Source organism: Streptococcus sanguinis (assembly GCF_020729765.1).
Lineage (GTDB): Bacteria > Bacillota > Bacilli > Lactobacillales > Streptococcaceae > Streptococcus > Streptococcus sanguinis_Q.
Window position 1 is genome coordinate 359526 of record NZ_JAJEPD010000023.1, and the last position, 24468, is coordinate 383993.

26 protein-coding genes are annotated in these 24468 nt (G+C 47.9%); 1 reads left to right on the forward strand and 25 read right to left on the reverse strand.

Annotation, left to right across the window (positions count from 1 at the left end):
• Nucleotides 1-42 precede the first annotated feature (42 nt).
• The 3 genes from K4H96_RS03475 to K4H96_RS03485 all read right to left on the reverse strand — a co-directional run bounded on the left by K4H96_RS03475 (nucleotide 43) and on the right by K4H96_RS03485 (nucleotide 2794).
• Complete coding sequence (locus K4H96_RS03475) at nucleotides 43-477, reverse strand: EutP/PduV family microcompartment system protein (RefSeq protein WP_080555538.1); 435 nt, start codon at nucleotides 475-477, stop codon at nucleotides 43-45.
• A gap of 39 nt (nucleotides 478-516) precedes the next feature.
• Complete coding sequence (locus K4H96_RS03480; RefSeq protein ID WP_032909496.1) at nucleotides 517-1833, reverse strand: HAD family hydrolase; 1317 nt, start codon at nucleotides 1831-1833, stop codon at nucleotides 517-519.
• Nucleotides 1834-2137: 304 nt separating this feature from the next.
• Nucleotides 2138-2794, reverse strand: coding sequence for a lantibiotic ABC transporter permease (locus K4H96_RS03485; protein ID WP_223337430.1), 657 nt, complete (start codon nucleotides 2792-2794; stop codon nucleotides 2138-2140).
• A 183-nt stretch (nucleotides 2795-2977) separates the two neighbouring features.
• Between K4H96_RS03485 and queG the strand changes: the two genes are divergently transcribed.
• Nucleotides 2978-4120, forward strand: a complete 1143-nt coding sequence (queG, locus tag K4H96_RS03490; protein ID WP_223337429.1) for a tRNA epoxyqueuosine(34) reductase QueG — start codon at nucleotides 2978-2980, stop codon at nucleotides 4118-4120.
• Between the two features lie 33 nt (nucleotides 4121-4153).
• Here queG and K4H96_RS03495 read toward each other — a convergent pair whose 3' ends face one another.
• The 22 genes from K4H96_RS03495 to K4H96_RS03600 all read right to left on the reverse strand — a co-directional run bounded on the left by K4H96_RS03495 (nucleotide 4154) and on the right by K4H96_RS03600 (nucleotide 24462).
• A complete protein-coding gene (locus K4H96_RS03495; protein WP_002915845.1) occupies nucleotides 4154-4729 on the reverse strand; it encodes a flavin reductase family protein in 576 nt (191 codons plus the stop codon).
• A gap of 52 nt (nucleotides 4730-4781) precedes the next feature.
• Entirely contained in the window at nucleotides 4782-5492 is a 711-nt protein-coding gene (locus K4H96_RS03500) for an ABC transporter ATP-binding protein (RefSeq protein WP_223337428.1), read from the reverse strand.
• Nucleotides 5479-6270, reverse strand: coding sequence for an ATP-binding cassette domain-containing protein (locus K4H96_RS03505; protein ID WP_223337427.1), 792 nt, complete (start codon nucleotides 6268-6270; stop codon nucleotides 5479-5481). Before K4H96_RS03505 ends, K4H96_RS03500 begins: the two co-directional genes overlap by 14 nt.
• Nucleotides 6258-7064, reverse strand: a complete 807-nt coding sequence (locus K4H96_RS03510; RefSeq protein WP_002925733.1) for an ABC transporter permease — start codon at nucleotides 7062-7064, stop codon at nucleotides 6258-6260. The genes K4H96_RS03505 and K4H96_RS03510 overlap by 13 nt, the downstream gene beginning before the upstream one ends.
• Nucleotides 7057-7998 (reverse strand): ABC transporter permease, encoded by a 942-nt coding sequence (locus K4H96_RS03515; RefSeq protein WP_032908233.1) that lies wholly within the window; start codon nucleotides 7996-7998, stop codon nucleotides 7057-7059. The genes K4H96_RS03510 and K4H96_RS03515 overlap by 8 nt, the downstream gene beginning before the upstream one ends.
• Nucleotides 7999-8089: 91 nt before the next feature.
• Nucleotides 8090-9697 (reverse strand): nickel ABC transporter substrate-binding protein, encoded by a 1608-nt coding sequence (gene nikA / locus K4H96_RS03520; RefSeq protein WP_223337426.1) that lies wholly within the window; start codon nucleotides 9695-9697, stop codon nucleotides 8090-8092.
• Between the two features lie 92 nt (nucleotides 9698-9789).
• A complete protein-coding gene (locus K4H96_RS03525; RefSeq protein ID WP_223337425.1) occupies nucleotides 9790-10599 on the reverse strand; it encodes an ABC transporter permease in 810 nt (269 codons plus the stop codon).
• Nucleotides 10592-11587: an ABC transporter permease gene (locus tag K4H96_RS03530; protein ID WP_223337424.1), complete on the reverse strand. Its 996-nt coding sequence runs from the start codon at nucleotides 11585-11587 to the stop codon at nucleotides 10592-10594. Before K4H96_RS03530 ends, K4H96_RS03525 begins: the two co-directional genes overlap by 8 nt.
• On the reverse strand, nucleotides 11580-12563 hold the full coding sequence (locus K4H96_RS03535) for a M14 family metallopeptidase (protein ID WP_223337423.1): 984 nt from the start codon (nucleotides 12561-12563) through the stop codon (nucleotides 11580-11582). The genes K4H96_RS03530 and K4H96_RS03535 overlap by 8 nt, the downstream gene beginning before the upstream one ends.
• Nucleotides 12553-13323, reverse strand: coding sequence for an ABC transporter ATP-binding protein (locus K4H96_RS03540; protein WP_223337422.1), 771 nt, complete (start codon nucleotides 13321-13323; stop codon nucleotides 12553-12555). Before K4H96_RS03540 ends, K4H96_RS03535 begins: the two co-directional genes overlap by 11 nt.
• On the reverse strand, nucleotides 13320-14102 hold the full coding sequence (locus K4H96_RS03545) for an ATP-binding cassette domain-containing protein (protein WP_223337421.1): 783 nt from the start codon (nucleotides 14100-14102) through the stop codon (nucleotides 13320-13322). Before K4H96_RS03545 ends, K4H96_RS03540 begins: the two co-directional genes overlap by 4 nt.
• 3 nt (nucleotides 14103-14105) lie before the next feature.
• Nucleotides 14106-15701 (reverse strand): ABC transporter substrate-binding protein, encoded by a 1596-nt coding sequence (locus tag K4H96_RS03550; RefSeq protein ID WP_223337420.1) that lies wholly within the window; start codon nucleotides 15699-15701, stop codon nucleotides 14106-14108.
• 117 nt (nucleotides 15702-15818) lie between these two features.
• On the reverse strand, nucleotides 15819-16922 hold the full coding sequence (locus K4H96_RS03555; RefSeq protein ID WP_223337419.1) for an NADH-dependent flavin oxidoreductase: 1104 nt from the start codon (nucleotides 16920-16922) through the stop codon (nucleotides 15819-15821).
• Between the two features lie 51 nt (nucleotides 16923-16973).
• Complete coding sequence (locus K4H96_RS03560; protein ID WP_223337418.1) at nucleotides 16974-17546, reverse strand: histidine phosphatase family protein; 573 nt, start codon at nucleotides 17544-17546, stop codon at nucleotides 16974-16976.
• Entirely contained in the window at nucleotides 17543-18271 is a 729-nt protein-coding gene (gene cobS / locus K4H96_RS03565) for an adenosylcobinamide-GDP ribazoletransferase (protein ID WP_223337417.1), read from the reverse strand. The genes K4H96_RS03560 and cobS overlap by 4 nt, the downstream gene beginning before the upstream one ends.
• Nucleotides 18268-18852: a bifunctional adenosylcobinamide kinase/adenosylcobinamide-phosphate guanylyltransferase gene (gene cobU / locus K4H96_RS03570; RefSeq protein WP_223337416.1), complete on the reverse strand. Its 585-nt coding sequence runs from the start codon at nucleotides 18850-18852 to the stop codon at nucleotides 18268-18270. The genes cobS and cobU overlap by 4 nt, the downstream gene beginning before the upstream one ends.
• Nucleotides 18845-20143 carry a glutamate-1-semialdehyde 2,1-aminomutase gene (gene hemL, locus K4H96_RS03575; RefSeq protein WP_223337415.1) on the reverse strand — a complete coding sequence of 433 codons (1299 nt, stop codon included), beginning with the start codon at nucleotides 20141-20143 and terminating at the stop codon, nucleotides 18845-18847. The genes cobU and hemL overlap by 8 nt, the downstream gene beginning before the upstream one ends.
• A 43-nt stretch (nucleotides 20144-20186) precedes the next feature.
• The gene (gene hemB / locus K4H96_RS03580) at nucleotides 20187-21158 is read right to left on the reverse strand and encodes a porphobilinogen synthase (protein ID WP_223337414.1); all 972 of its coding nucleotides are present in this window, start codon (nucleotides 21156-21158) and stop codon (nucleotides 20187-20189) included.
• A complete protein-coding gene (locus K4H96_RS03585) occupies nucleotides 21145-21870 on the reverse strand; it encodes a uroporphyrinogen-III synthase (protein ID WP_223337413.1) in 726 nt (241 codons plus the stop codon). Before K4H96_RS03585 ends, hemB begins: the two co-directional genes overlap by 14 nt.
• On the reverse strand, nucleotides 21855-22775 hold the full coding sequence (gene hemC / locus K4H96_RS03590) for a hydroxymethylbilane synthase (protein WP_223337412.1): 921 nt from the start codon (nucleotides 22773-22775) through the stop codon (nucleotides 21855-21857). The genes K4H96_RS03585 and hemC overlap by 16 nt, the downstream gene beginning before the upstream one ends.
• The gene (hemA, locus tag K4H96_RS03595; protein WP_223337411.1) at nucleotides 22762-24015 is read right to left on the reverse strand and encodes a glutamyl-tRNA reductase; all 1254 of its coding nucleotides are present in this window, start codon (nucleotides 24013-24015) and stop codon (nucleotides 22762-22764) included. The genes hemC and hemA overlap by 14 nt, the downstream gene beginning before the upstream one ends.
• A 15-nt stretch (nucleotides 24016-24030) precedes the next feature.
• Nucleotides 24031-24462: a precorrin-2 dehydrogenase/sirohydrochlorin ferrochelatase family protein gene (locus K4H96_RS03600; RefSeq protein WP_061602896.1), complete on the reverse strand. Its 432-nt coding sequence runs from the start codon at nucleotides 24460-24462 to the stop codon at nucleotides 24031-24033.
• Nucleotides 24463-24468 lie beyond the last annotated feature (6 nt).

The following is a 24468-nucleotide window of genomic DNA, read 5'->3' on the forward strand; positions in this document are numbered from 1 at the left end:
TCCTTGTTAGAATCTAGTATACCATATTCGGCTTTTTCGTCCTTAGTCTGCCTCCAGATAAGCCTGGAGACGGTCAATTCCTTCGTTTTCCGTCGCTGATATTTCAAAAATTTCCTTGGCTCCAGCCGCTTTCAGCTGCCGCCGTGCTTTTTCAATCTGCTCTTCCTTATCAGCCATATCAATCTTGGTGACAATGCCAATCACTTCTTTATTGAAGAGGGAAGAAAATCCTTGAGGAAAGGTCTGCATCTGATTGGAAGCCGCCACCAAGAGACCAATCACATCAGCTTCTGTTGCTGTCACGTTCAGAGCATTATAATACTTACGATGCTGGAGAAATTCTCCGGGCGTGTCAATGATGGCATCATAGAACTCAATAGCCTGAGTCTTAAAGTAGGTCAGCTCCAAACCTTTCAGTCGCTGGGTCAGAGTAGTCTTACCCACTCCGACTGGACCGACAAACATGATTTTTTTCATATCTTGCATCCATTCCTCTCTATGACAGGGGACTGCCCGCTATTTACTGAGCTGGGCTTCCTTACTATCTAGTTTGATAGTTTCCCTGCCGTTGAGCAGTACACCTTTATTTTCATCGCGGCCTTGCAGGTAGTAAAGGGCATCTTCCTGGCCGTAAGTTTCAATTGCCTTAGTTTGCAAAAGACCGATTCCCTTGCTAGGATCTCTCAAAAGATTGAAGATAATACCCATTTGCAGTTTAGGGAAATCCTTGAGCATAGCATAATCACCATTACTGTCACCAGCAATCAGGATTGGTTCTTGATTGTCATGATTGACAGCAATCAGCTTCTTGATGGTCTCTGTCTTGCCCTCACCTTGAGTCTGAGCATAGTTGGTATCGTATTCCGGCTGAATCACACCCTTATCATCCTTTTTCAGGCGCATACCAGTAACATTTTCTTTAGGAATATTGTAGCCATACTTAGAATTGCTAGCATAAGGGATAATCACATCGATATAAGACGCTGAGCAGATATAGACATCAATGCCGTTAGCCATCAGAGTCTTATAGAGATTTTGCATTTCCTTGACCGAGCGAACACCGCGCTTGAAGGTCACAGTGATTTGGCCTGACTCACCTTTCAATCCTTCTGGACTTTCCCAAGTTTCAGAAGTCAGCTTGTCTTGAAGAGCTTGGTCAATAGACTTTTCAGATAGAGCTTGAACTTCTTCAGAAGTCATACCTGCATAGAGGTAGGTCACCCATGGATAGCTGATGTCAGAGCTGAAGGTGTCACCAATCGCTTCGTAAAGATAGCGGAGTTTAGCAGCAAAGTCTTGGTATTCATCGGTCTTTTTGACTTCTTCCAGAGACTTGTCTCCTTGCATTCCCTTATAGCTATTGTAAATAGCCGTGTAATCAGAAAGCAAGTCAGCCGCAATCTTGTCAATGTTCACTGGTTCACCATCTTTGTTATGGAAATCTTCAACAAAATCGTCGCTCGGTATATTGGTCCGTACTGCTTGGTCAAATTCTTCCGGCGTCATCTTAAAGGCTAGATTTTCAATTTGATAGGTAAAGGTTGCTTCGCCAATGTCGTTAATGACGGTCGTATTGTCCCAGTCGAAGACGGCATAAGGCTTTTTATTTTTATCATAGCTAGAGCTGGTGTTCCCATTCTCCTTGATGAGCTTAGTCAGGCGGGCATAAAGCTTGTCTTCCCAAACGCCCTTATCCAAAGTCTTAGCCTTGTCCTTATCCGTTGTCTCTGTCTTAGCCGAGGATGACTCCGTCGTCGTCTTATTATTCCCCGCTTGACAAGCTCCCAGAAGCAAAGCCAAACTACAAAGCAGCACAATTCCTTTTGTCCGCATAGAAACAATCCTCCATAAAAAATAATAGTGCGCAAAAAAATGGCATAGAAAACCCCTTTGATTCTGAAACACTCGCTTCATTGCGATCAAATCAGGCTTCCTTGCCATTTTCTATACTGTTATTATATTATAAACTATCTGATTGACTTTGTCAATGAAGCGCTTTCAGATTTGTAAAAAATAAAGGCAGAGAAAAATTATTTCTCTACCTTACTGATTAAAATGCATATACTCTAATCTTCTCAATCAATGTGTTAGAGGAAACCTAACGTATTCAAGACTAGACAGACAATCCCCTTTAATTCTACCATTTTTCAGGCACTTGATTTCTCCAGCCTGTGAAAACTTGTGCATAGCCCAATAGATACAAGGGCGTCAATGCGATGCTCAAGCCTACCAAGGCAATAATCATATAGATTCCTGACAGCATAAACAAGCGAGTGATGACTGCTACTGCTGCTGACAAGCAGCACAGGACGATGGCGTGAATCTGCAAAATATTGATTTTTTGTTTCTGTTCAAAATATCTCAATTTTGAAACGATCACCATCTGATAGAGCAAATTAATCAACTGATAAGACAAGCTGAGTATGATAAAAATCATAAAAAATGCTAAGTGGTTCTCACCAAAAAAGATGGAGCCCCAAAAAAGCAATTCAAAATGCAGAAATAGGTAAGAGCTGGTCGGAATGAGCTGCAAGGCTTTGGTATCAAAAAACTTTTGGAAGAGTAAAAAGGCCAGGAACAAGATAAGCGTGTGAACAATAGTAAAATTCATGACTATCATGCTCAGGTGATGCATCTCCCCGCGTAAGAAAATAGAAACGATAAATACCAGTGAGATAAAAAATAACTCAACTAAACCAGCCTTATAAAAATCTAAGTTTTTGATTGGATTACAATCCGTAACAAGAACATTCAAAAATTCATAATATCTCTTTTTCATTTTGTAAACTCCCATTGTTTAACTTTATAAAATTTCCCCTAAACTTTGTGGAACTTTCTATAAAAAAATTCCACATTTCATTATATCATACAGTATATAGGCTAAGGAAGTCTTATAAAACTATAGGTATATCTCTATAGGATAGTTCCCTTTCTCAATCATTCGCCAAGTTGGCATTTTTCCGCTATAATAATAAGGATGAACATCAAAGAAGAAATTATTAACTTAGCAAAAAAAATTGGGATTTCTAAGATTGGTTTTACGACAGCGGATGATTTCGACTATCTGGAGAAGTCGCTGCGCTTGGCTGTAGACGAAGGGCGAAATTCAGGATTTGAACATAAAAACATCGAGGAACGGATCAAGCCCAAGCTCAGTCTAGCCTCAGCCAAGACCATCATCTCTATCGCGGTCGCCTACCCCCACAAGCTCAAGCAGCAGCCTCAGAAAACGGCCTATAAACGGGGGAAATTCACCCCTAACAGCTGGGGGCTGGACTACCACTATGTCCTACAGGACAAGCTGGACCGGCTTGCCAAGGGAATCGAAGAACTAACCGCTGACTTTGAATACAAGGGCATGGTGGACACGGGCGCCTTGGTCGATACCGCTGTAGCCCAGAGAGCAGGAATCGGCTTTATCGGCAAGAACGGCTTGGTCATCTCTAAGGAATTTGGCTCCTATATGTTTTTAGGAGAGCTCATCACCAATCTGGACATCGAGCCTGATCAGCCCGTCGACTACGGCTGCGGAGACTGCAACCGCTGTGTGACAGCCTGCCCCACTTCCTGCCTGATTGGTGACGGCAGCATGAATGCCAAGCGTTGTCTATCCTTTCAGACTCAGGACAAGGGCGTCATGGATCTGGAATTTCGCAAGAAGATTAAGACTGTCATCTATGGCTGTGATATCTGCCAAATTTGCTGTCCTTATAATAAAGGCTTGGACAATCCGCTCGCAACAGAGATTGATCCCGACCTTTCTCATCCGGAGCTCCTGCCTTTCTTGGAGCTTTCCAACGGTCAGTTTAAGGAGAAATTCGGTCATGTGGCTGGCAGTTGGCGGGGGAAAAATATCCTGCAGCGCAATGCCATTATGGCTCTGGCAAATGCCAATGACCGCTCTGCTATTCCCAAAATGCTGGAAATTATTGACAAGGGGCAAAATCCCATTCATGTCGCTACAGCTATCTGGGCTCTGAGTCAGCTGGTGCGTGAGGTCCATCCAGAAATGATAGAACTGGTCATGGGCATCAAAAATCCAACACCGCAAATCCAAGAAGAGCAAGGTCGTTTTCTAGAGAAATTTGGCCTAGAAGAAAAACTTGTGATAGAAAACTAAACCGCTGAGATTCTTCAAATCTCAGCGGTTTCTTTATTTTTCTTCTTGTTTTCGGATTTCTTTGATAATGGAGCCCATCTTGACTGACTCGTCGCTGAAATAGCGGTAAAGCCGTCCATCACCATCTCCCATGTAGCTGATAGGGGAAAAGCGGTCGCTGCGGAAAGCATCATTCTCATCAATCAACTCCTCATCTACCACGCGTCGAGTGACACGGGCGATGACATTGGTCAAGGCACCGCATTCGACCATATCCAGCACCTGACACTCAATGGATACAGGGCATTGGTCTACCAGCGGAGCATCCACAGTCTCGCCGATTGTGTAGCTAAGACCTGTCAGGGCAAACTTGTCCTTGCGGCTGTTGAAGCCAGCAATTTCAGACTCTTTGGTCAAATCCTTCTCTGGGACATTGACTGTGAATTGCTGGTGCTTGGTAATCTCTGTAATGGCATTCCCCTTGGTACGCATGGCAATAACCATCATGCTGCCCAAGGAATAAACCGAGCTTGAAGTCGAAATATTATAGCCGTGCACATCGTCCTTATAGCCTAAAAAGAAGACTGGAAAGCCGAAGTAAAGTTTTCTCGTTTCAAAAGTACGTTTCATATATGTTCCTTTATTTTTAATTTTAAAATAGATCAGCTAGTTAAGATATTCGTCAGCTAAAATGTCCCTTGTCGCCTATCAACTTTTTTGTCACAGGGTGATGAGCCTGGATAGGAAGCTCAAAGTCCTTTATCTCGTCAACGATTTCCCCGTCTGCCATGACCAAAATCCGATGGCAGAGAGCGTAGCTCAGCTTGAAGTCATGTGAGATGAAAAGATAGGTCAGCTGGTATTTCTCCCACAAATCATATAGGAGGCGTAACAACCTTCCCTGAACAATGGGATCCAGACCGCTCAGAGCCTCATCAAAGATAAGAATATCTGGCTTTAAGAGCAGGCCGCGGGCGATGCAAATCCGTTGGAGTTGGCCGCCACTGAGCTGGCGGGCAGGCTGATTTAGATAGCTTTTATCCAGACCGACGTCTTCTAGAATGGCTTCTACCTCTTCTCTAGCCACATCCTTTGGCAGGGCCTCTGTCAAGACCTGCTCGACTGTAAAGTGCGGATTGACCGAATGGAGCGAGTCTTGAAAGACCAGTAAAATTCTCACGCCAGATTTTTTGACTGAATAGGGCTGACCATCCAGTAAGACCTGGCCTTGACTGGGCTTTTCTAGACCAATCAGCAATTTAGCCAGTGTACTCTTGCCACTGCCGCTCTCGCCCATCAGACCGATTATTTCACCTTTCTGGACGGAGAAGTTACAGTCTTTGACAACCATTTTGCCATCGAATTTTTTAAAAACATGTCTACATTCCAGCATCTTGTCTCACCAACCGTTCGTATGGATTTCCTAAGATAAGGTCTTGGCTATAGGTCTGCGAAGGACTTTCGAGGAGCTTAGCCACCGGCCCTTCCTCCATGATAGCCCCCTGATACATGACAAGCATCTTGCCTCCCAGCTCCCGCGCCAAATGATAGTCATGAGTCACTGTGATGAGGGTCTTTCCTTTAGCCAACTGCTCCTTTAAGATGAGGATAATCTGCTCGCGATTGTGGATATCCAGCGCCGAAGTAGGCTCATCCAAAATGATGGTCTCTGGCTCTAGGCAAAGCAAGATAGCCAACATGACCCGCTGCAGCATACCGCCGCTGAGCTCAAAAGGATATTTCTTCAAAAGCTCTTCCGGCTCTCCCAGTCTGACTTCTTTCATAGAGGCTAGGGCCTTAGTCAGACAAGCGCTCTTTGAAATCTTGCTATGGCTGCGCAGGGTTTCCCAAAAATGACTTTGAATGGTCTGAAAAGGATTGAACATAGCCATCGGATTTTGAGACATATAGGCCACTCGTCTCCCCCGCAGCTGCTGCCAGTCCTTGAGAGAGTTGCGCTCCAGAGACATGTAGCCATAGTGAACTTCTCCTTGCATGCTCAAGGATAAAGGCAGCTGGCCAATCAATATCTTGGTTAAGAGGGTTTTACCAGAACCACTCTCCCCAATGATGACCAGAGACTGACCCGCCTCCACTTCAAAGCTGATGTCCTGCAGTATGGTCTTTCCCTCAATCTGGGCTGTCAGTTGCTTTACTGCTATTTTTTCCATATCTGTTTCCAGCCTTTCTCTTCAAAGCATTCGGCAAATAGATTAAAGGCGACCACAGTCAGAAAGATAGCCAGTCCGGGCGCCAGCATCATCCAAGTTGCCGTTTGAAAATGGCTTCTAGCATCATGCAGCATCATACCCCATTCGGTAATATTGGGCTGGACACCGATTCCCAGAAAGGAAAAGCCAGAAATCATGAGAATGATATTCCCAATATTCATCAGCACAATAATCAAAATAGGCTTGTAGATAAAGGGCAGGATATGAGTTTTGAGAATATGAATCTGAGAGAGTCCCATGGTCTGGGCAGAAATAACATAGGCTTCCTCTTTGGCACTCTTGACCAGATTGGCCGTCACCCGAGCATAATAGACCCACTCTATGATGACAATGGCTAGAATCATATTGGTCATTCCCTGTCCCAATATCCCAACTGTAGCTAGCGATAGCAGGAAGCTAGGAAAGGCGGAAATAACATTTGCAAACCATAAGAAGGTGGCTTCCGCCTTTCCCTGGTACCATCCAATCAGCAAGCCAACTGCCACACCGATAACCACTTCCAGCAGACTGATAGTCAAGGATAAAAAGAGGGAATAACGAGCCCCGTGCAGCAGACGAGACAAGACATCTCTGCCCAGCTGATCGGTCCCCAGCAGATGAACAGCGTCAGGTGCCATTAGTTTATTTGAAATCTCCACATGCTGGGGATCAAAAGAGGATAGATAGGGAGCAAAGAGAGCGCAGATGAAGAGGACCAGCAAAATGACACTTGAAAAAATAAATCGTTTAGACATTGCTCCTCCTTTTTCTGACTCTAGGATCTATCCAGAGCGGCAGCTGCTGGGTTAGAATGTTATTTCCCAAGAATAATAGGCCAAATAAAAGCATACAGCACTGGATAATGGGCAGATCCACAGACTGCAGCGCATCTACAAAGAGGGAACCGACACCATTCCAAGAGAAGACTTCTTCGACAATTAAGGATCCTGTCAGAAGATAGACCAAGGTCAGGCTCAGGCCTGTCGCAATAGCTGGCAGTGAATTTCTCAAGAGATGATTCTTGACCAGGAAGAACTTACTGACTCCGCGCAGGAGGGCATTTTCGACATGAACACTGTTCATCTGCTCCAGCACGGCCTTGCGGATCAAAGCAGTATATTGGCCAATCAATGACATACTGAGGGTCAGACTAGGAAGAATCAAGCTGCTAAGGTCCTGCTTGCCCGAAACTGGCAGCCATCTGAGCTGAACAGCAAAAACTACAATCAGCATGTAACCTAGCCAAAAGCTGGGCATGGAAACACTGGAAAAGGATAGAAAGCGAGTGACCTTATCAAAGAGAGAACCCTTGTAGACTGCACTAAAAATCCCCAAAGGAATGGACGTAAGCAAAATGAGAGCAAAGGATGTCAAGCCCAGAGAAAGGGTCGACTGGAAACGCTCCAGCACCAAGGGCAGGACAGGAACCTTTAAGAGATAAGATGTTCCAAAATCCCCACGAAGGGCCTTAGTCAGCCAACCTAGATACTGCTGGGGCCAAGGCTGATTGAGTCCCAGATAATCTCTGGCTTTTTCCAAGGATTGAGGAGTCACTTGAATCTTAGATACCCTTAGATAATTTTCTGCTTGATCCGCCGAGGATAGCTTGGCCAAGAGAAAGGTCAATACTGATATCATCAATAGAGCAGCTAAGAAAGAAACTATTTTTTTAAATAAATCTTTTTTCATAGTCCTTAAAAGAAAAGGGGCGGCTGATAAGCTTTTCAACTTAGCAGCACTACTCCCTTTATATTAAAATTTGCAGTTATGAAGTCAGCTTTTATTTTTTCTCAATATAGCGCAGTGGGAAAGCATTTTCTTCTGGGGCAAAGCGCATGCCTTCGAGTTCTCCCTTGCGGTAGACGGAAACAACGGACTGGTAAGTGATTGGAATATAGATAGCTTCATCGTGGAGCATGGTGAGGACTTTCTTATAACCTTCATCGACTTTTGCCTCGTCTGGTTCGACCAGAGTTGCCTTGATAATTTTATCAATTTCTGGCTTAGATGGCAGAGCTTCTAGGGAAACATTTTCTGGGTGGCCATGGTCAGCTGGTGAAGTCAGGGCAGTCATCCAAGCATGTGGATCCCAAGGTGCTCCCCAAGAGAAGGTTAGCATCAAATCAAAGTCGCCAGTCTTAATATTTTCCCAATAGTCATCTTCTTCCATCGCTTTAAGCTGAACGTCAATTCCGATTTTCTTCCATTCGCCTTGGAAGTACTCAACCAAGTCCTTGTCTGTCGCCTTAGACGAGATATAAGGAACATTTAGGCTCAATTTCTTGCCGTCTTTTTCACGAATACCGTCAGAACCTTTCTTCCAGCCTGCTTGATCCAGCATCTTTTCAGCCAGCTCGATATCGTATTCATAGGGAGTCAGATTGGCGTCAGAGTGAGGGGTAGATTTAGAGAAGATGGTATCAGCTGGTGTTTCTGTTCCGCGGAAAATGTCTTTCGCGATAGACTTCTTATCAACCGCATGGTTCATCGCCTGACGGACAGTCTTGTCTTTGAAGATTTCCTGCTTGGCATTTAAGAGCATGAGGCGGCTGGACATTGGCTGAGATACGTCTGTCGTGTACTTATCATCCTTGGCATACTTAGCAAAGTTATCCAAACCGATAACGCCATTTCCATAGATCAAGTCAACATTGCCAGACTCAAACTCAAGAGCACGGGTTTGTGGGTCTGGGATAATCTTGACCGTTACTTCTTTCAGTTTAGGCTTTTCACCCCAGTACTTTTCGTTACGGGTAAAGGTGATGTACTCGTTTGGCTTCTTGTCTTTGACAACCCATTGACCGGTTCCGATTGGCTTCTTGAGGTTGTCCTTGGTCGTATCATCTCCATCAGGGAAGGCAGCATCAGCTATGAAGCGGATTGGACGAATCATGGAAAGATCATAGAGAGTTGCACTGTAAGCTTGTTTGAGCTTAATCTCAAAGGTATGCTCATCTACAACTCGATAGCTTTCCAGCTGGTTAGTGAAGTCAAACCAAGTATGGTTTTTCTTATTTTCTTCTGAAAAGACAGTATCGAAATTGCGTTTGACATTCTCTGCATTAAAGTCAGAGTCGTCTGAGAATTTTGCCTTTCTCAGCTTGAAGGTATAGGTTTTACCATCTTCGCTGATATCCCAGCTTTCAGCCAAGGCTGGCTCGATTTTACCATTGTCACCGTAGCGGACCAGGCCTTCATAGACCATATCCTGAATGACAAATTGGTCTGGATTGTAGCGGTGAGGATTGACATCCCCAAAGTCTTCGCCCCAAACCATGGTGAGTTTGTCTTTCTCATCGACCTTTTGGGAAGAGTTTGAATTTTGCTGGCAGGCTGCCAAGAATAAAGGCAGCAAGAGGACAACTAATAAAAATAATTTTTTTCTCATTTTTATTGAATCACTTTCTTGTATTCATATTTTTTTATTGCAGTCCCAAAAGATAGGGGCTGCAATTTTTTTAGCTGTTGTTTTTTTGATGATTAACTCATGCGATTGTACTTGCTGTTGAGAGCATCCCCGAACTTGGTAAAGAGGAGAATGGTCAGAATCAGCAAAATACAAGGAAAGACCACAATCCAAGGGGCTTCCTGAATGTAAATCCGGCCGTCATTAATCATGGCTCCCCACTCAGGCGACGGCGCCTGAGCTCCCAATCCGACAAAGCTGAGACCAGCGATTTCCATGATAATGGTGCTGATGTCAAAGCTCATGGTTGTCAGAATCTGAGGAAAAAGACTGGGGAAATAATAGTTTTTCAGAGTTGTCCAAAAACTATTGCCATACATTTTTGCAGACTGGATATAGGGTTCATTTTTGAGCTGCAGGGTCATGGAGCGCATCAGGTAGGCATACTTGGTCCAGGCCGTCAGGCAGATAGCGATGAGGGTTTGCTGGAGACCGATGCCCAAGATACTGACGATGGCAATGACCAAAATGATAGATGGAAAAGACTGAAAAGCCGTGATTACCAGCAAGATGAGCTGGTCAAATTTCCCGCCGATGAAGGCGCTAGTCACCCCGATAAAGGAGCCCACCGCCGCAATCAGCATTAGAATCATCAGGGCTGGTAGGACTGTTTCCGCACCTCCGCTTACTGCACGCGCAAAGACAGACCGACCCAGAGCGTCCGTTCCGAACCACTCACTGCTGCTCGGTCCTTGCAGGGCTTGTCCCAGATTGACCTTGGTCAAACTATCACCCAAGAGACGAGGAGCCAAGGAAGATAGGAGCAGGGCCAGGACGATAAGGCCGCCCAAGATCAGGAGTTTTCGATTAATTTTCTTATCCATACGAACCCTCCTTGCTTGCTTTTAATTTCTTCGTGCGCGGCAGCAGTTTGGGATTTTCCTGAGCCAGTCGGACGCGCGGATTGAGCCAAACCATGAGCAGCTGAAAGACTAGATTTACAGTCAAGACTCCCGCTGTGATAAAGAGGACCGCCCCCTGAACAAGGGGATAATCCCGCTTGGCGACTACGCCAATCAGCATCTTACCGATGCCCGGCCAGGAAAAGAGGTGCTCGATAATAGCCACACCGCCTAAGAGCGAGCCCAGAGAAAGGCTGACCAAGGTCAGAAGAAAGGGCAGAACATTGTAAATCACATCATGCAGCAGGATATGTCCCTCTCGAATCCCCCGACCTCGCGCACCTTCGACTTCTGGTGAATGCAGTATTTCTATCAAAGCGGTCCGCAGCTGCGGGATATAGCGAGTAGACATGATCATGGCCAGTGTCATGACTGGCAGGACTAGGCCCAGCTCATTAGCTGTTGCCTGAATGGGAAGCCAGTGAAGCTGAACAGAAAAAATCAGAATCAGGATAATCCCCATAACAAAGCTAGGAATGGCATTCAGGAAGGCCAGACCTGCCATCAGGAAGCGGTCGATAGGCTTTCCAGCATGGTAGGATGTGTAGAGAGCTGTCGGCAGGGAAATTCCCAGAGTCGCTAGCAGGGTATAGAAAGCTAAGTAGACTGTATTGGGAAAATAGAAAACAAGCTGCTCCCAAACCGAAGCTCCAGAATTATAGGTCACACCAAAGTCACCATGGACAATCCTGCCCAGCCAGGCCAGATATTGCTCCATAAAGCTGCCATTCAGTCCCATCTCTGCCCGCTTGATTTCCAGCAGTTCCTTGGTAAAAGGAATGCCCTGAGCATTGAGGATACTATCAGCCGGATCTCCCGGTGCTAGATAAACCAGCAAAAAGGAGATAAAGCTGACGCAGAGCAGGATGAGGACGAATTGCAGAATAGTTTTGATAATAAATTTAATCATGCGCCTCCCTTTCAGATGTCCGGTAGCTTTCAGGATTCTTGCTGGCAACGGCCAACAGCACTTCGCCTTGGTGGACGACCAAGGTCGCTTTCTGGTAGAGGACCAGACCGTCTTCCTTGGCAGTCACCTTTTCTAAAATATTGCCATAAATATCACAGATTTCACCGATGACCTGACCAGCCTGTACTGTTTGATTGGGCCGGACAAAGCACATCCAGCAGCCCGACCTCTGACAGGTCAGATAGTAACTGTCGTCAAAGATTAGCGGCGCCTGCTTATAATAGGGCATGGTCCCTTCAAAAAGATAACGTGCGACTTGTTTGACCGACTCTTTCATGGCCAGCACATCCTCTGGCAGACAGGTGCCATTTTCTCCCTGCTCCAGAAGGATGCTGGGCAAACCATAGTCCACCGAGGCAGCGTGATAAAGATTGCCGCGGTCCTGAGACTGATAGATAATCGGTGTCCCAGAAGCCTGCAGCATCTGATAGGACTTTTCGACCACCTCTGGATTCGCCCGCAGAGAATAGTAACCATGAGGGGTCAGCAGTTCTTCCCGATTGCCACTGTGCAGGTCAATGAGGAAATCACTGACGCTAAAGACCTGGCTCTCAATCACAGACCGAATCTGATAGCTGAGGCTGGAAACTGGCTTTTGGTCTTGAAAAATCCTGTTCAGATTGAGGCCGTCTTCAGGTACAAGCGTCGTCTCCCGAGCCCAAAAGCCACTGACATTGACGGCATGCAGGAGGAGGACAGAGCCCTGAAAGTTAAAGTCCCACTCATGCGCCAAATCCATCAGCGCCTTGACACCGACATACTCGCAGCCATGGACTGCAGCACTGATAGTCAGCAAGGGCTGGGAGGCCTGTCCTTTGAGCAGGGTGTACTGGATAGCCAGCTCATCTGTGATGGGCAGACTGCCTTGATAGCTGCTGCAAGAAGCCATAGAGTCTAGTTTTTGCTTAATCCTCATCTTTATCCTCTCTGTACTGACTGAGCAAGAGCTTGGTATAGTCACTCTTGGGAGCAGAGACGACCTCTCGCATGCTGCCCTTTTCTTGCACGATTCCGTCCTTGAGGACGATCAAATCCTCTGCAAAATTGCTGACCAGAGCGATGTCATGAGAGATGAAGAGAAAGGAGGTCTGCGAACGCTCCTTGATATCTGCCAGCAGCTGCATGACCTCATACTGAACGGTCACATCCAGAGCACTGGTGATTTCATCGCAGATGAGCACATCGGGATTAATCAGCAGGGCACGGGCAATAGCCGCCCGCTGGCATTCTCCTCCGCTCAGCTGGTGCGGCAGCCGCCGAGCAAGCTCAGGTGTCAGACCAACCGATCTCAGCAAGTCATGGATGGCCTGCTTTCTATCTGACTGCTGCTGATAGAGAGAGAAGTTTCGACAGACCTCTTCTAAACTCTGCTGAATGCTGCGCTTGGGATGAAAGGTCGACTGGGGCTGCTGGGCGATGTACTGGACCCGAGCATAGTAGTCCCGGTCCTTGTAGGCAGAGACTGGCTTGCCCAGTAGAGTCAGCTCCCCTTGGTCTGGCTTTAAAAAGCGACAGATAAGGTTGGCAATGGTACTCTTACCAGAACCAGACTCTCCGACCAGCCCCATAGCTCGTCCCTTTTCTAAGCTAACATCAATATCAAAGACACCGATTCTCCGATCACCAACCTGACCATACTCGTAGGTTAGCTTGCGACCGACCAATACTTGACTCATAGCTGCTCCCCTTCTCTAAACTCTGCCAGCTTGGGTACGGCTTCCAACAACTTCTGGGTATAGGCCTGCTCAGGATGGCAGAGAACTTGATGGGCAGGACCGCTCTCGACAATCTGTCCTTCCTTCATGACAACTACTTTTTGCGCAAGATGCTCAGCTACGCTGATATCATGAGTGACAAAGAGAATGGCCATTTTTTCCTCCTGATGAAGCTTGCTCAAGAGATCAAGCAACTTCATTTTCGACAGGACATCCAGAGCGCTGGTCGGCTCATCAGCCAGCAGCAGTTTAGGCCTGCTCGCTAGAGCCAGCGCTACACCGACTAGCTGCATCATACCGCCGCTGAGTTCGAAAGGATACTTATTGACGACTTTTTCAGGCAGCAGCCCCACCATCTCTAGGCATTCTTCCAAAGGACGGAAATCGGTGGCTTGCTGGCCATGGCTTTTTACCAGGTCCTGATAATGCTTTTTGATCTTACGACGGTTATTAAAGCTGAGACTGGCATGCTGACTAATCCAGGCCACTTCTCGGCCTACAAAAGTCAGATAAATGCGGTGGTCCTGGGGCTGGATTTCCTGCCCCTCAAAGACAATACTGCCTTCTTCCACTGTCAGCCCCCTGAGAGGGAGACCCAGCAGCATCTTGAGCAGGGTGGACTTGCCACTGCCACTCTCGCCCACAATCGAAAGGGACTCCCCCTCAGCAAGAGAGAGGGAGACCCGATCGAGAATGACTTTATCTGCTGACTGCACCAGAAGATCTTTTATTTCCAGCATGTTTTATTCCTTTGATAGTTTGTTGCTGACGTGATAGTAGTCTGTCGGATGGGATTCCAGACCAGAGATAGACTTGTCCATCACCAGAGCGACCTTGAAGAAGCCGATAATGGTAAAGCCGTAGTCCTTGTCCATGATTTCTTGGATTTCCTTGCTGAGCTGATTGCGCTTAGCTGGATCAGTTTCAGTCGCTAACTCTTCGATTTTCTTGTCTGCTTCTGGGTTGCTGTAATGACCGATATTGGCTGCACCATTTGTCTTAACAGCGCTGTTGAAGAAGGCATACGGATCACCGATAGGAGCTGCTACCACCGCATAAGGTGTGAAAGCATAGTCCTTTTCACTGGCAACGGCACTGACTTCAACTTTCTTAATGGTCGCTTCGATTCCGACTTCCTTGAGCTGTTGTTGGCTTGCTTCTACAGCCAGCGGCATTTCAGGCAGACGGGTGAAGGACAGCAGCTCAATGCTGACTTTTTGACCGTCTTTTTCACGATAGCCATCGCCGTCAGCATCCTTGTAGCCAGCCTCATCCAAGAGTTTCTTAGCTTTTTCTACGTTAAATTCATGTACGCTCTTTTGCAGGGCAAAGGCAAAGCCAGTAGGGAACGGTCCGACAGCAGGCACAGCTGATCCTTTAAAGAGGGATTCTGAGTAGGTCTTCTTGTCAACCAAGGTATCCAAAGCCTGACGGAACTTATCATCTGCCACATAAGGATTTTCAAAGTTATAGTAATAAGCTAGGTAACGAGAGCCTTCTACCTCAGAAATCTTGTAGTTTTTATCAGAAGCATAGGTACTTAGATTTGCATAAGGCAGACCATAGACGGCATCGACTTCCTTAGACTTGAGGGCAGCGGAAATAGCTGTCGGATCAGAGAAGTATTTGATCTTCAGATTAGCAACTTTTGGCTTGCCATCCCAGTAGTCGTCATAAGCCTTGAGCTCTGCTCCGCTCTCAGGAGTGTACTTGGTCACCATGTAAGGTCCAGTTCCGACAGGAGCCTTGTCAGATGCGCTCTTACCAGTCGTATCGACAATAGCTGAGTAGGGCTCTGCCAAGAGATTAGCCATGATAGGCTGCACAGCCTTGGTCTTGATGGTCACAGTCTGACCCTCCGCAGAAATACTGTCAATGCCCAAATCGGCAGCTGCCCGTTCACTCTTCTCAACCAGGCGTTCCAGAGAGGCTTTAACCTTTTCGCCAGTCATTTTTTCACCGTTTTGGAAGACAACCTTATCCTTGAGGGTGATTTTCCACTCTAGGTCTGAAACTGCTTCGATTTTCTCAGCCAACCAAGGTTTCACCTCGAGTTTGTCGTCCATCTTAAAGAGGGTTTCTCCCACTCCGTAACGAACCGTGAACCAGCCATTATATTCCGCTGCTGGGTCAATATTTTCTGGAAACTGAGTGTAACCGATAGTCACAGTCTTGCTGTCTGTCTCACCAGCAGGCTCGCTGGTTTTGCTAGGGTTTACACAGGAGGCTAGGGCTAGGCCTGCCAAGGCTAAAACCATTATTTTTTTTAAATGTTTCATAAAGTGTTCAAATTCCTTTTCTATTTTGTAAACTACTTTAAGACGGTCTGTCCTAGTCAAATCTAAATAGACTTTAGCTCTCTGTCTAAGGTGGTTCTATGTCCTGAAGATGAGAGAGCAAACGAGTGAAAAACAAATGATTGCTCATTCTCTTTCCTCCTTGGGGATTTGCTTGTCTTAATCTTTTCCTTCCAGATAGCTTCGGGCATCTTCGACAAAGGCCGTTGGCAGAGCCAAATCAGCCTGCAACTCATCGCGATAAGCTCTGATGACTTCTGCCTCTCGGCCGGAGACAACCTTTTCAGCCCAGTCTGGGTCTAGGAGTAGGGCCTTGCCGAGGGCAAAGAGAGGAATCCCCGCATCCAATACTCGCTGGGCATCCTGCTTGGTCTTTATCTGACCGACACCAATCAGGGGCACTCTACCATTAATTTTTTTGATAATTTTCTGAATCACTGGCTCTGAGTCCTGAGAATCTCTGATAGACGAGCGCCAGACATCAGAGGTCGAAATATGTAGATAGTCCACTTGATGATAGATGAGCTGCTCCAGCAACTGCAGGGTGTCATAAAGCCGGATACCTGGCTCTTCAATCTCTTCTGGAGAAAAGCGGTAGCCAATCAGGAAGGGGCGGTCGGCCTCTTCTTTGACTAGTTGCTTGGCTCTTTTCAGCAAGGTCTTTGGAAAGCGCAGGCGGTTGTTAAGACTGCCGCCCCACTTGTCCTGACGGACATTGGAATGAGGGGAGACAAACTGCTGGATCAGGTAGGTATTGGCGCCATGAAGCTCGACTCCATCAAAGCCAGCCTGAATGGCCCGTCTGATAGCTGACAGAAAATCCTCTATCACCTGCTCTACTTCAGAATTCTTGAGAGCTCTCGGCTCTGCCAGATAGTCGCGCGGAGCCTTGACAGCGCTAGGTGCGACTGGCTGACCGTCAATCAAATCAGGCAGAACCATACGACCACCATGATAGAGCTGAACAATAGCCAGAGCCCCTTGGTCCTTGATGGCATTGGCCAGACGGCTAAGCCCCTCAATCTTATCGTCCTCGGCGCCGCTGAAGCTCTCCGCAAAGGACTTACCCAGAGGATGGACATAGGTACTGCCAGTAATGACCATACCAACCGACCTAGACCGGCGGGCAAAAAAGTCAATATCTGCCTGAGATACATAGCCACCCGGCTCACTAGCGCAGATGGTCATAGGAGCCAAGACAACGCGATTGCGCATGGTCTGACCATTTTTAAAAGTAAATTTATCCTGAATCTGTGTATTCATCTGGTCACCTCTTTCCCAAGATAAATCATGTTGTTTTTTAATAATAAAACCTTAGAGTAAGGTCGCCTGCCAAGTCTGGTCCCGCTCTTCCAAGAGCAGTACTCGTCCTTGGGGGACATCAATGTTCCAAAAAACAGCCTCTCGGTCAACCAAATGCTGGTAAATTAAGCGAAGGACTCCCAAATGAGCCACTAGAGCGATTGACTCATCAGCACTATCTAGCAGGCGGTCTGTTGCTGTCCAGACTCTGGTCTGAAAGTCTGAGAAAACTTCTGCCTCAGGAGGCGTGACCTCAAAGGGGGCCTCCAACCAAGCTTGCCAGACTTCTGGAAAAGCCGCTTCAATCTCATCAGCTGTTAAGCCTTCCCATTGTCCAAAGCCCCGCTCGTCAAAGTCGCCTATGGCCTGGACTTGCCTGTCTGGAAAAGCCAGCTGGGCTGTTTCCTGCGTCCGCTTGAGACTACTAGTGTAGATTGCATCAACCGCATGCTCCTGCATCAGCAGGGCCAGCTGCTTGGCGTCCGCTTGGCCTTGCCCGTTGATAGAGACATCATGGCTGCCATAGAAACAGCGCCTGCGGTTGTAGTCTGTCTGACCGTGCCGCATTAGATACCATCTTTTCATCCTAGCACCACCAATCCTAAGAGATAGAGGAGCTGGGCAATTTCGACATAGGCTCCTAGCGTATCGCCTGTGTGGCCGTCAATTTTATTATAAACGAACCGGCGATAGCCGATTGCTCCCAGAAATACCAAGCCGTAAGCCAAGAGACCTCTCCAGCTGAAAACCAGCAGAGACAGGAGCAAGGGAAGAAGCTGGGCAAGCAGGATATGACTAGTCTTGCTGCCACTGAAGAAATTTCCCGAGCCGCCGCCTTCTCTGGCATAGGTCATCCGGTAGAGCTGCAGGCTCAGACCGGCCTTGCCAATCATGGTCAGACTGGCCACGATAAACCAGCGAGGCTCTGGCAGATAAGAGTAGAGAACCAGCATCAGAGCATAGTAGAGAATGAGTGCCAGTACGCCATTGCTGCCAATGCGGCTGTCCTTCATAATCTCCAGCATCCGCTCCTTTTTACGAGAGGAGAAGAGACCATCCGCCGTATCCGCTAAGGCGTCTAAGTGAAAACCACCTGTCAGCAGAACATCGAAAGCAAGGGTCAGAATCCAAGCGACAATCCCTGGCAGAACTAGACTCATCAGGAAATAAAATCCACCTGAAATCAAACCCAGCAAGAGACCAAAGAGGGTCAGAAAAGGGAGGCCCCGTCGTAAATAGGAAATATCCACTGCCTTTGGAATCACAATCCGGCTAAAAAATTGAGTATAGATAATCAATGCCTTTATCATTTCAACTGCTGAGCGAGACCGCAAATGACTAGATAAGCCTCACTCGCCTCCTTTGCAATCAGTTGGTTAATCTTGCCCTGCACATCACGGAAGAAGCGTCCTAGTCTGGTCTCTGGGACAATGCCCAGACCAACCTCGTCCGTTACAATCCAGCACTCAGCATCAGTCTGATAGATTGCAGATAGGAGTTCTTGCCATTCTTCTTCCAAGAGCTGCAGCAGGAAAGACTGCTCCTGCCGGCTGAGAAAGTTTTCTTCCGTCAGCTCCAGCTTGTCTGGAAAATGCTGGGCAATTAAATCAAAGAGGCGATTGCTGGTCAGAAGAGTGGCACAATCCAGCAGATAAACTGGATGCGACTGCTCTCGCAGCCAGTCGGCCAGCCCTGCATACTGCTCCTGAGTCGTCCAGGAAGCCGGCCGCCGTTCTTGGTGCAGCCGAATCCGCTCCTGCCATTCTGGATCTTCTCCTCGGGGTAGGCCGGTCGCAATGTAGCAAACTCGCTCTCGGTCCGCTAACTGCTCCTCCGCAAATGCCGACTTGCCGCTTCTGGCTCCGCCTGTTACTAACACAATCTTAGCCATTTGCTTCTTCTTTCATTGCTTGAAATGCCTGCTCAAAGGCTGCCAAGGTCTGGTCTAGATCCGCTCTAGTATGGGCACTGGACATAAAATTGGTTTCATACTGAGATGGCGCCAGATAGATACCCTCTTCCAGCAAGAGACCGTGCAATCGTGCAAACTGTACATGGTCAGCCGCCTTAGAATCCTCAAAATTGCGGACTGGCTTCTGGCTGAAGAAGAAGCCAAACATGGTTCCTTTTGATACGACTTGCAGATCAATGTTGTACTTGTCTGCTAGACTTCGTAAGCCATCACAGAGGTAGCTTGTTTTCTCTTCAATCTCAGCAAAGAGCTCCGGTGTCAGCTGTTTCAGCGTTTCGTAACCGGCCGTCATAGCGACTGGATTGCCCGACAAAGTGCCGGCCTGATAGATGCTGCCTAGAGGCGCTACCTGATCCATATAGATGGCCTTGCCGCCAAATGCTGCGACTGGGAAGCCGCCACCGATAACCTTGCCCAAGCAGACCAGATCCAGCTCTGTCTGATAGAGGCCAACTGCCCCCTGATAATGAGCTCGGAAACCACTCATGACCTCGTCCACGATAAAGAGAGAGCCGTATTCCTGAGTGAGGGAGCGAATAGTACTGATAAAGTCCGCATCCGCTGGAATCAAGCCCATATTGCCCGCAACTGCTTCTAAAATGACACAGGCAATGTCGTCTCCGTGCTTTTCAAAGCAAGCCTTTAGAGCATCTGTGTCATTGTATGGCAAGGCCAGAGTTTCCCCAGCTACCTGAGCAATGACTCCGGCAGAATCAGCAATCCCAAAGCTGGCCAAGCCTGAACCAGCCTGAACCAAAAAGGAATCGCTGTGGCCGTGATAGCAGCCGATAAATTTGACAATTTTAGAACGCTTGGTCACCCCACGCGCTACCCGAATGGCGCTCATGGTCGCTTCCGTTCCCGAATTGACCATCCGCATTCTTTCCATGAAAGGCAGACGCTCCTGCACCAGCTGGCCGAGGGCAATCTCTCTGGGGCTCGGAGCACCAAAGCTGGTTCCCTCCCAAATAGCTTCCTCAACTGCTGGTAACACATCCTTAGGAGCATGCCCCAAAATCATAGGCCCCCAAGACAGGACGTAGTCAATATAGCGGTTGCCATCGACATCATGCAGATAGGCTCCGCTGGCTTTTTCGATAAAAAGCGGGTGGCCGCCCACAGCCTTAAAAGCCCGGACAGGACTGTTGACCCCGCCTGGAAAGAGCTTTTGAGCCTCTGTGAAATATTGGTTGGAATGTTCTCTCTTCAAGTTCGTCCTCCTTATCTAGAAAACTGCTGATTTTCCGCAGTCTCTATCCTTCTTTCAGATAACCGGCCGCATCTTTGGCAAAATAAGTGATAATCAAGTCTGCACCAGCCCGCTTCATACTGGTCAAGGTTTCCATGACAATGGCTTTTTCATTGATCCAGCCCTGCTGAGCTGCTGCCTTGACCATGGCGTATTCTCCACTGACATTATAGGTCACCAGAGGCAGCCAGGTTTCCTGGCGCAGCTCTCTGAGGATATCCAGAAAGGCCAAAGCCGGCTTAACCATGAGAAAGTCTGCTCCCTGCTCCTCATCACTCTTAGCTTCTCTAAGAGCTTCCAAGCGATTGGCCGGATCCATCTGATAGGTCTTGCGGTCGCCAAAGGCCGGAGCGCTCTCACCTGCATCTCGGAAAGGTCCATAAAAGCTAGAGGCAAACTTAATCGCATAGGACATGATGGGAATGTCTTCAAAGCCCGCCGCATCAAGCCCCTGACGGATAGCCGCCACAAAACCGTCCATGGCATTGGAAGGCGCAATGACATCTGCTCCAGCCCTGGCTTGGCTGACAGCGACTTCTGTCAGTCTAGTCAGAGACAGATCATTGTCCACTTCCTCCCCTCGCAAAATACCGCAATGTCCGTGACTGGTAAACTCACAGAGACAGGTGTCTGCAATGACGACCGTCTCAGGAAAATGCTTCTTGATTAGACGGATAGCTTCTTGGACAATGCCATTTTCAGCTGAAGCCTGACTGCCTATTTCGTCCTTTTCTGACGGAATGCCAAAGACGATAAAAGCTCGAATGCCCAAGTCCACACATTCCTGAACTTCTGGCAGCAAATCCTCGAGGGAGAACTGATAAACTCCCGGCATGGAAGCTACTTCTTGCTTTTCAGTCAACCCTTCCTTGACAAACAAGGGTTGGATAAAATCATCCACAGACAGCTTGGTTTCTCGAACCAGCTGCCGCAGACTGCTGCTTCTCCTCAGTCTGCGATGTCTATAAAATTCCATGCTTCTTCTCTTCTTTCTTGATTATTTCCTTGACCATTTCCTCAACAGAAGGACTCTGGGGCTGGTAATCTACCCCATAGCCAGACTCCTTAACCTCCTGAGCCGTTGTCTGACCAATCACTGCAATCTGATGGCTAGATGCTAGATGGGGCTTAATAGCACAAAAACTCTGCCAAGCCGATGGACTGGCAAAGGTCCAAATCACATCCTCTTGGGACAGATAGGTCTCGAGCTGGTCCTGACCAGCAGGATTTGAGGTCGTTTCGTACATAGGCCAAGCCCAGACCTCATGGCCTGCTTCTTTTAATTTCTCAGCCAGACTGGGATTGGACAAGCTGCTTTGGGGCAGCAAGATCTTCTGCGTCGGCAGATCCAAAGCCAGCCACTCTTGAATAAAGTCAAGACCATAGTGGCTGCTGGCCTGAAAATCACAGGCTCGGCCTAGCTTGTCCAGCGCCTGACTGGTCTGCGGCCCAATGGTCGCAATCTGGTAGTCAGCTTTCAGATAGGGACTAAAAGCCTCCACTGCGACAGCACTGGTAAAAAAGACCCAGTCAGCTTCTGACAGAATTGCTTGGACAGCTTCTGGCAAGGGCAGAGACTGACAGCGAATGAGAGGAACATGATGCGTCTCAAATCCAGCCTGTCTGATCTTTTCTAGCCAGGCAGAGTCCGGCGCCTGCTCCCTGGTAAAGATTATTTTTTTAACCATGGCATTCCTACTGCTCCCTTATCGGCTAACTGGCGCACAGCCTGCTCTGCTAATTCCTGACCATCCTGCCCTTTAAGGCTGACAAAGACACATTGGCCGTCCTCCTTGGCCAGCATGGCCTCTAGCTGATAGTCCTGACCTTTTTTCTGGGCCAAAGCAGCGATAGGGAAGGTGCAGTCTGCATTCATCTGAGCCAAAACTGCCCTCTCAACTGCCACTTCAGCTGCTGTCTTCTCATCCTGAACAGCCGCTAACAGACTCCGCAGTTCCTCATCCTCTTCCCGGCATTCCACTGCCAAAGCTCCCTGAGAAATAGCCGGCAGACAAAGACTGGTCTCTAAAGGCTGAATGTGAAGACGGCTTTGGTCCAGCCAGCCTAGGCGATTAAGACCGGCCATAGCCAAGACAATCGCGTCGTACTCGCCTTCTTCCAGCTTCTTGATGCGTGTATCAATGTTGCCTCGAAGTGGTTTAAAAGCCAAATCCGGTCTCTGAGCCTGCAGCTGAACCTGTCGGCGAATGCTGCTGGTTCCTATAAGAGCGCCCTCAGGAAGATTAGCCAGCGTCTGGCCAGCTTGACGGAAAATCAAGCAATCTCGGACATCTTCTCGCTGACTAATCGCACCGAGCGCACAGCCCTCAGCTAGTTTGGCCGGCATGTCCTTGAGACTATGAACCGCCATATCAATCTCACCAGCCAAGAGGGCTCGTTCGATTTCCTTGACAAAGACTCCCTTGCCCCCAATTTCCTGGAGACTGACGTGAGTCAAGCGATCTCCTTTTGTGGTATAGGGAACGAGGACAAAATCCCGCTCTGGATGGAGCTTCTTGAGCTGGTCGACTAACTGCTGGGTCTGGGTCATAGCCAGCTTACTCTTGCGGGTTCCTACCTTAATGACCTTCATCTTTTCCCCTTTCTCTGTGCAAGCCAAATATCTTGGCAATCAAGGCAATGTCATAGTCTGAATGCTCTCCGACTGACAGCTCTTTGAGCTGCAAGATTGGCTCCTTCAAGACTTGGTTGATAATACTCTTCATGTGCTTGGAAATCTGCTTCTGCTCCCGCTCGGTCAAATCTGGAATCTTGCGATTAAGGCTTTCCATGGCCGAAGCTTGAGCTTCCAAAGCTTTATCCCTGATTTCCTGAATCAGAGGAATAATGCCCAACTGCTGACGCCAGTCAGCAAACTTGACCAGCTCCTCATCAATCTCCAAAGCAATCCGACCGGCAATCTCCTGCCGCTCTGCCTTATATTGCTCCAGTTGATTGGTTAGATTTTCGATATTATAGAGCTTCAGAGACGAGCTCGGATGGCAGGAACGAGGCAGACAAAGGTCAAATACAATTGCACCCTCCTTAAGCATGGAGGGAAAGATAATGTATTCTTCCGTTTTAACCGCTGAAAAGACCACATCCGCATCCGCCAGTACTGCTTCCAATTCATCCCAGCCATGGGCAGACACTCTGCCTTCTGTCAGAAAAGGCTGGGCCTTGCTGACCGTCCGATTGAGCAGCATAACTGACTTGAAAGGCCGCTGTAGAGCATACTTAGTCACCAGCTGACCAATCTCTCCCAAACCGATAACAGCTACCTTTTTAGTGCTGTAATCCAGCCCCAGTCGGTCCAATTCTTGGATAGCCGTCAGGCCGATAGAAATAGGCCGGTCATTGATTCGATAAGTATCATGCATGCGCTTGGCAAAGGTCAGCGCCTGCTTGAAAGCCTGATTGAGGACAATTCCAGTCGTACCAGCATCTTGCGCTGTCAAGAAAGCATGCTTGAGCTGGCCCAAGACCTGACTTTCACCGACAATCTTGGATTCTAGGCCGATAGAAACCCGCAGCAGATGCCGCAAGGCTTCATCCCCCTCACGAAAGACTAAATACTCTTCCAGCTCCTTAACAGGAATCTGAAACCAGTCCGCCAAAAAATGCTTGGAATAGTAGCGGCCAGTGTGCAGCTGGTCCACCACCAGATAGAGCTCGGTCCGATTGCAGGTGGACAGGATGATATTTTCCAAGATACTTTTTTCTCTTTTCAGGAGCTTCAGAGCTTTCAGCCCCTCCTGATCTGAAAAATGTGCTTTTTCCAAAATTGACAGCGGCGTTTCCCGATGGGTCAAACCCACGTATAATAGGTGCATGCTTCTTTCCTTCTTTTAAAGTTGGTCTAAAATCGCTTCTATCTTCTTGCGAATCTCCTTGGAACGGCTAGGCGAAAGACCGTTGGTCGAGATCATGACAGATACGTCCTTCTTTCTCGCAATGGCTACATTGTAGAAGTCAGAAAAGGTCTTGTCGCCCGTATTGTTTACCAGCTGACTGGGTGCCGCATCCTCCATAATCTGACGGTTAACTTCCGCCTGATCTGTACAGGCAAAGACCAGTTTCGCGCCTTCCAAATCACCTGTCTGGTAGGGTCTAGCTAGCCATTGCACCTCAGTCTGTGGAATGTCAGCATGCAGAGTCGGACTGACCACTGTCACAGCAGCCTGCTCAGCCAGCAGGGTCTTAATCTTCCGCGCGGCGACCTTGCCGCCTCCCACTACCACGACTTTCTTCTCTCTGATATTAATCATGACTGGATACATGCTAGC

Excerpts from the sequence above, each read along its gene's own strand:
- hemB (WP_223337414.1), bottom strand. The coding sequence starts at position 21,158 with ATGGAATTTTATAGACATCGCAGACTGAGGAGAAGCAGCAGTCTGCGG.
- K4H96_RS03495 (WP_002915845.1), bottom strand. The coding sequence starts at position 4,729 with ATGAAACGTACTTTTGAAACGAGAAAACTTTACTTCGGCTTTCCAGTC.
- K4H96_RS03500 (WP_223337428.1), bottom strand. The coding sequence starts at position 5,492 with ATGCTGGAATGTAGACATGTTTTTAAAAAATTCGATGGCAAAATGGTT.
- K4H96_RS03530 (WP_223337424.1), bottom strand. The coding sequence starts at position 11,587 with ATGATTAAATTTATTATCAAAACTATTCTGCAATTCGTCCTCATCCTG.
- K4H96_RS03540 (WP_223337422.1), bottom strand. The coding sequence starts at position 13,323 with ATGAGTCAAGTATTGGTCGGTCGCAAGCTAACCTACGAGTATGGTCAG.
- cobU (WP_223337416.1), bottom strand. The coding sequence starts at position 18,852 with ATGGCTAAGATTGTGTTAGTAACAGGCGGAGCCAGAAGCGGCAAGTCG.
- K4H96_RS03585 (WP_223337413.1), bottom strand. The coding sequence starts at position 21,870 with ATGGTTAAAAAAATAATCTTTACCAGGGAGCAGGCGCCGGACTCTGCC.
- K4H96_RS03510 (WP_002925733.1), bottom strand. The coding sequence starts at position 7,064 with ATGTCTAAACGATTTATTTTTTCAAGTGTCATTTTGCTGGTCCTCTTC.
- K4H96_RS03545 (WP_223337421.1), bottom strand. The coding sequence starts at position 14,102 with ATGCTGGAAATAAAAGATCTTCTGGTGCAGTCAGCAGATAAAGTCATT.
- queG (WP_223337429.1), top strand. The coding sequence starts at position 2,978 with ATGAACATCAAAGAAGAAATTATTAACTTAGCAAAAAAAATTGGGATT.
- K4H96_RS03525 (WP_223337425.1), bottom strand. The coding sequence starts at position 10,599 with ATGGATAAGAAAATTAATCGAAAACTCCTGATCTTGGGCGGCCTTATC.
- K4H96_RS03475 (WP_080555538.1), bottom strand. The coding sequence starts at position 477 with ATGAAAAAAATCATGTTTGTCGGTCCAGTCGGAGTGGGTAAGACTACT.
- K4H96_RS03515 (WP_032908233.1), bottom strand. The coding sequence starts at position 7,998 with ATGAAAAAAGATTTATTTAAAAAAATAGTTTCTTTCTTAGCTGCTCTA.
- hemC (WP_223337412.1), bottom strand. The coding sequence starts at position 22,775 with ATGAAGGTCATTAAGGTAGGAACCCGCAAGAGTAAGCTGGCTATGACC.
- K4H96_RS03505 (WP_223337427.1), bottom strand. The coding sequence starts at position 6,270 with ATGGAAAAAATAGCAGTAAAGCAACTGACAGCCCAGATTGAGGGAAAG.
- K4H96_RS03480 (WP_032909496.1), bottom strand. The coding sequence starts at position 1,833 with ATGCGGACAAAAGGAATTGTGCTGCTTTGTAGTTTGGCTTTGCTTCTG.
- K4H96_RS03555 (WP_223337419.1), bottom strand. The coding sequence starts at position 16,922 with ATGAATACACAGATTCAGGATAAATTTACTTTTAAAAATGGTCAGACC.
- nikA (WP_223337426.1), bottom strand. The coding sequence starts at position 9,697 with ATGAGAAAAAAATTATTTTTATTAGTTGTCCTCTTGCTGCCTTTATTC.
- cobS (WP_223337417.1), bottom strand. The coding sequence starts at position 18,271 with ATGATAAAGGCATTGATTATCTATACTCAATTTTTTAGCCGGATTGTG.
- K4H96_RS03535 (WP_223337423.1), bottom strand. The coding sequence starts at position 12,563 with ATGAGGATTAAGCAAAAACTAGACTCTATGGCTTCTTGCAGCAGCTAT.
- hemA (WP_223337411.1), bottom strand. The coding sequence starts at position 24,015 with ATGCACCTATTATACGTGGGTTTGACCCATCGGGAAACGCCGCTGTCA.
- K4H96_RS03560 (WP_223337418.1), bottom strand. The coding sequence starts at position 17,546 with ATGAAAAGATGGTATCTAATGCGGCACGGTCAGACAGACTACAACCGC.
- K4H96_RS03600 (WP_061602896.1), bottom strand. The coding sequence starts at position 24,462 with ATGTATCCAGTCATGATTAATATCAGAGAGAAGAAAGTCGTGGTAGTG.
- K4H96_RS03485 (WP_223337430.1), bottom strand. The coding sequence starts at position 2,794 with ATGGGAGTTTACAAAATGAAAAAGAGATATTATGAATTTTTGAATGTT.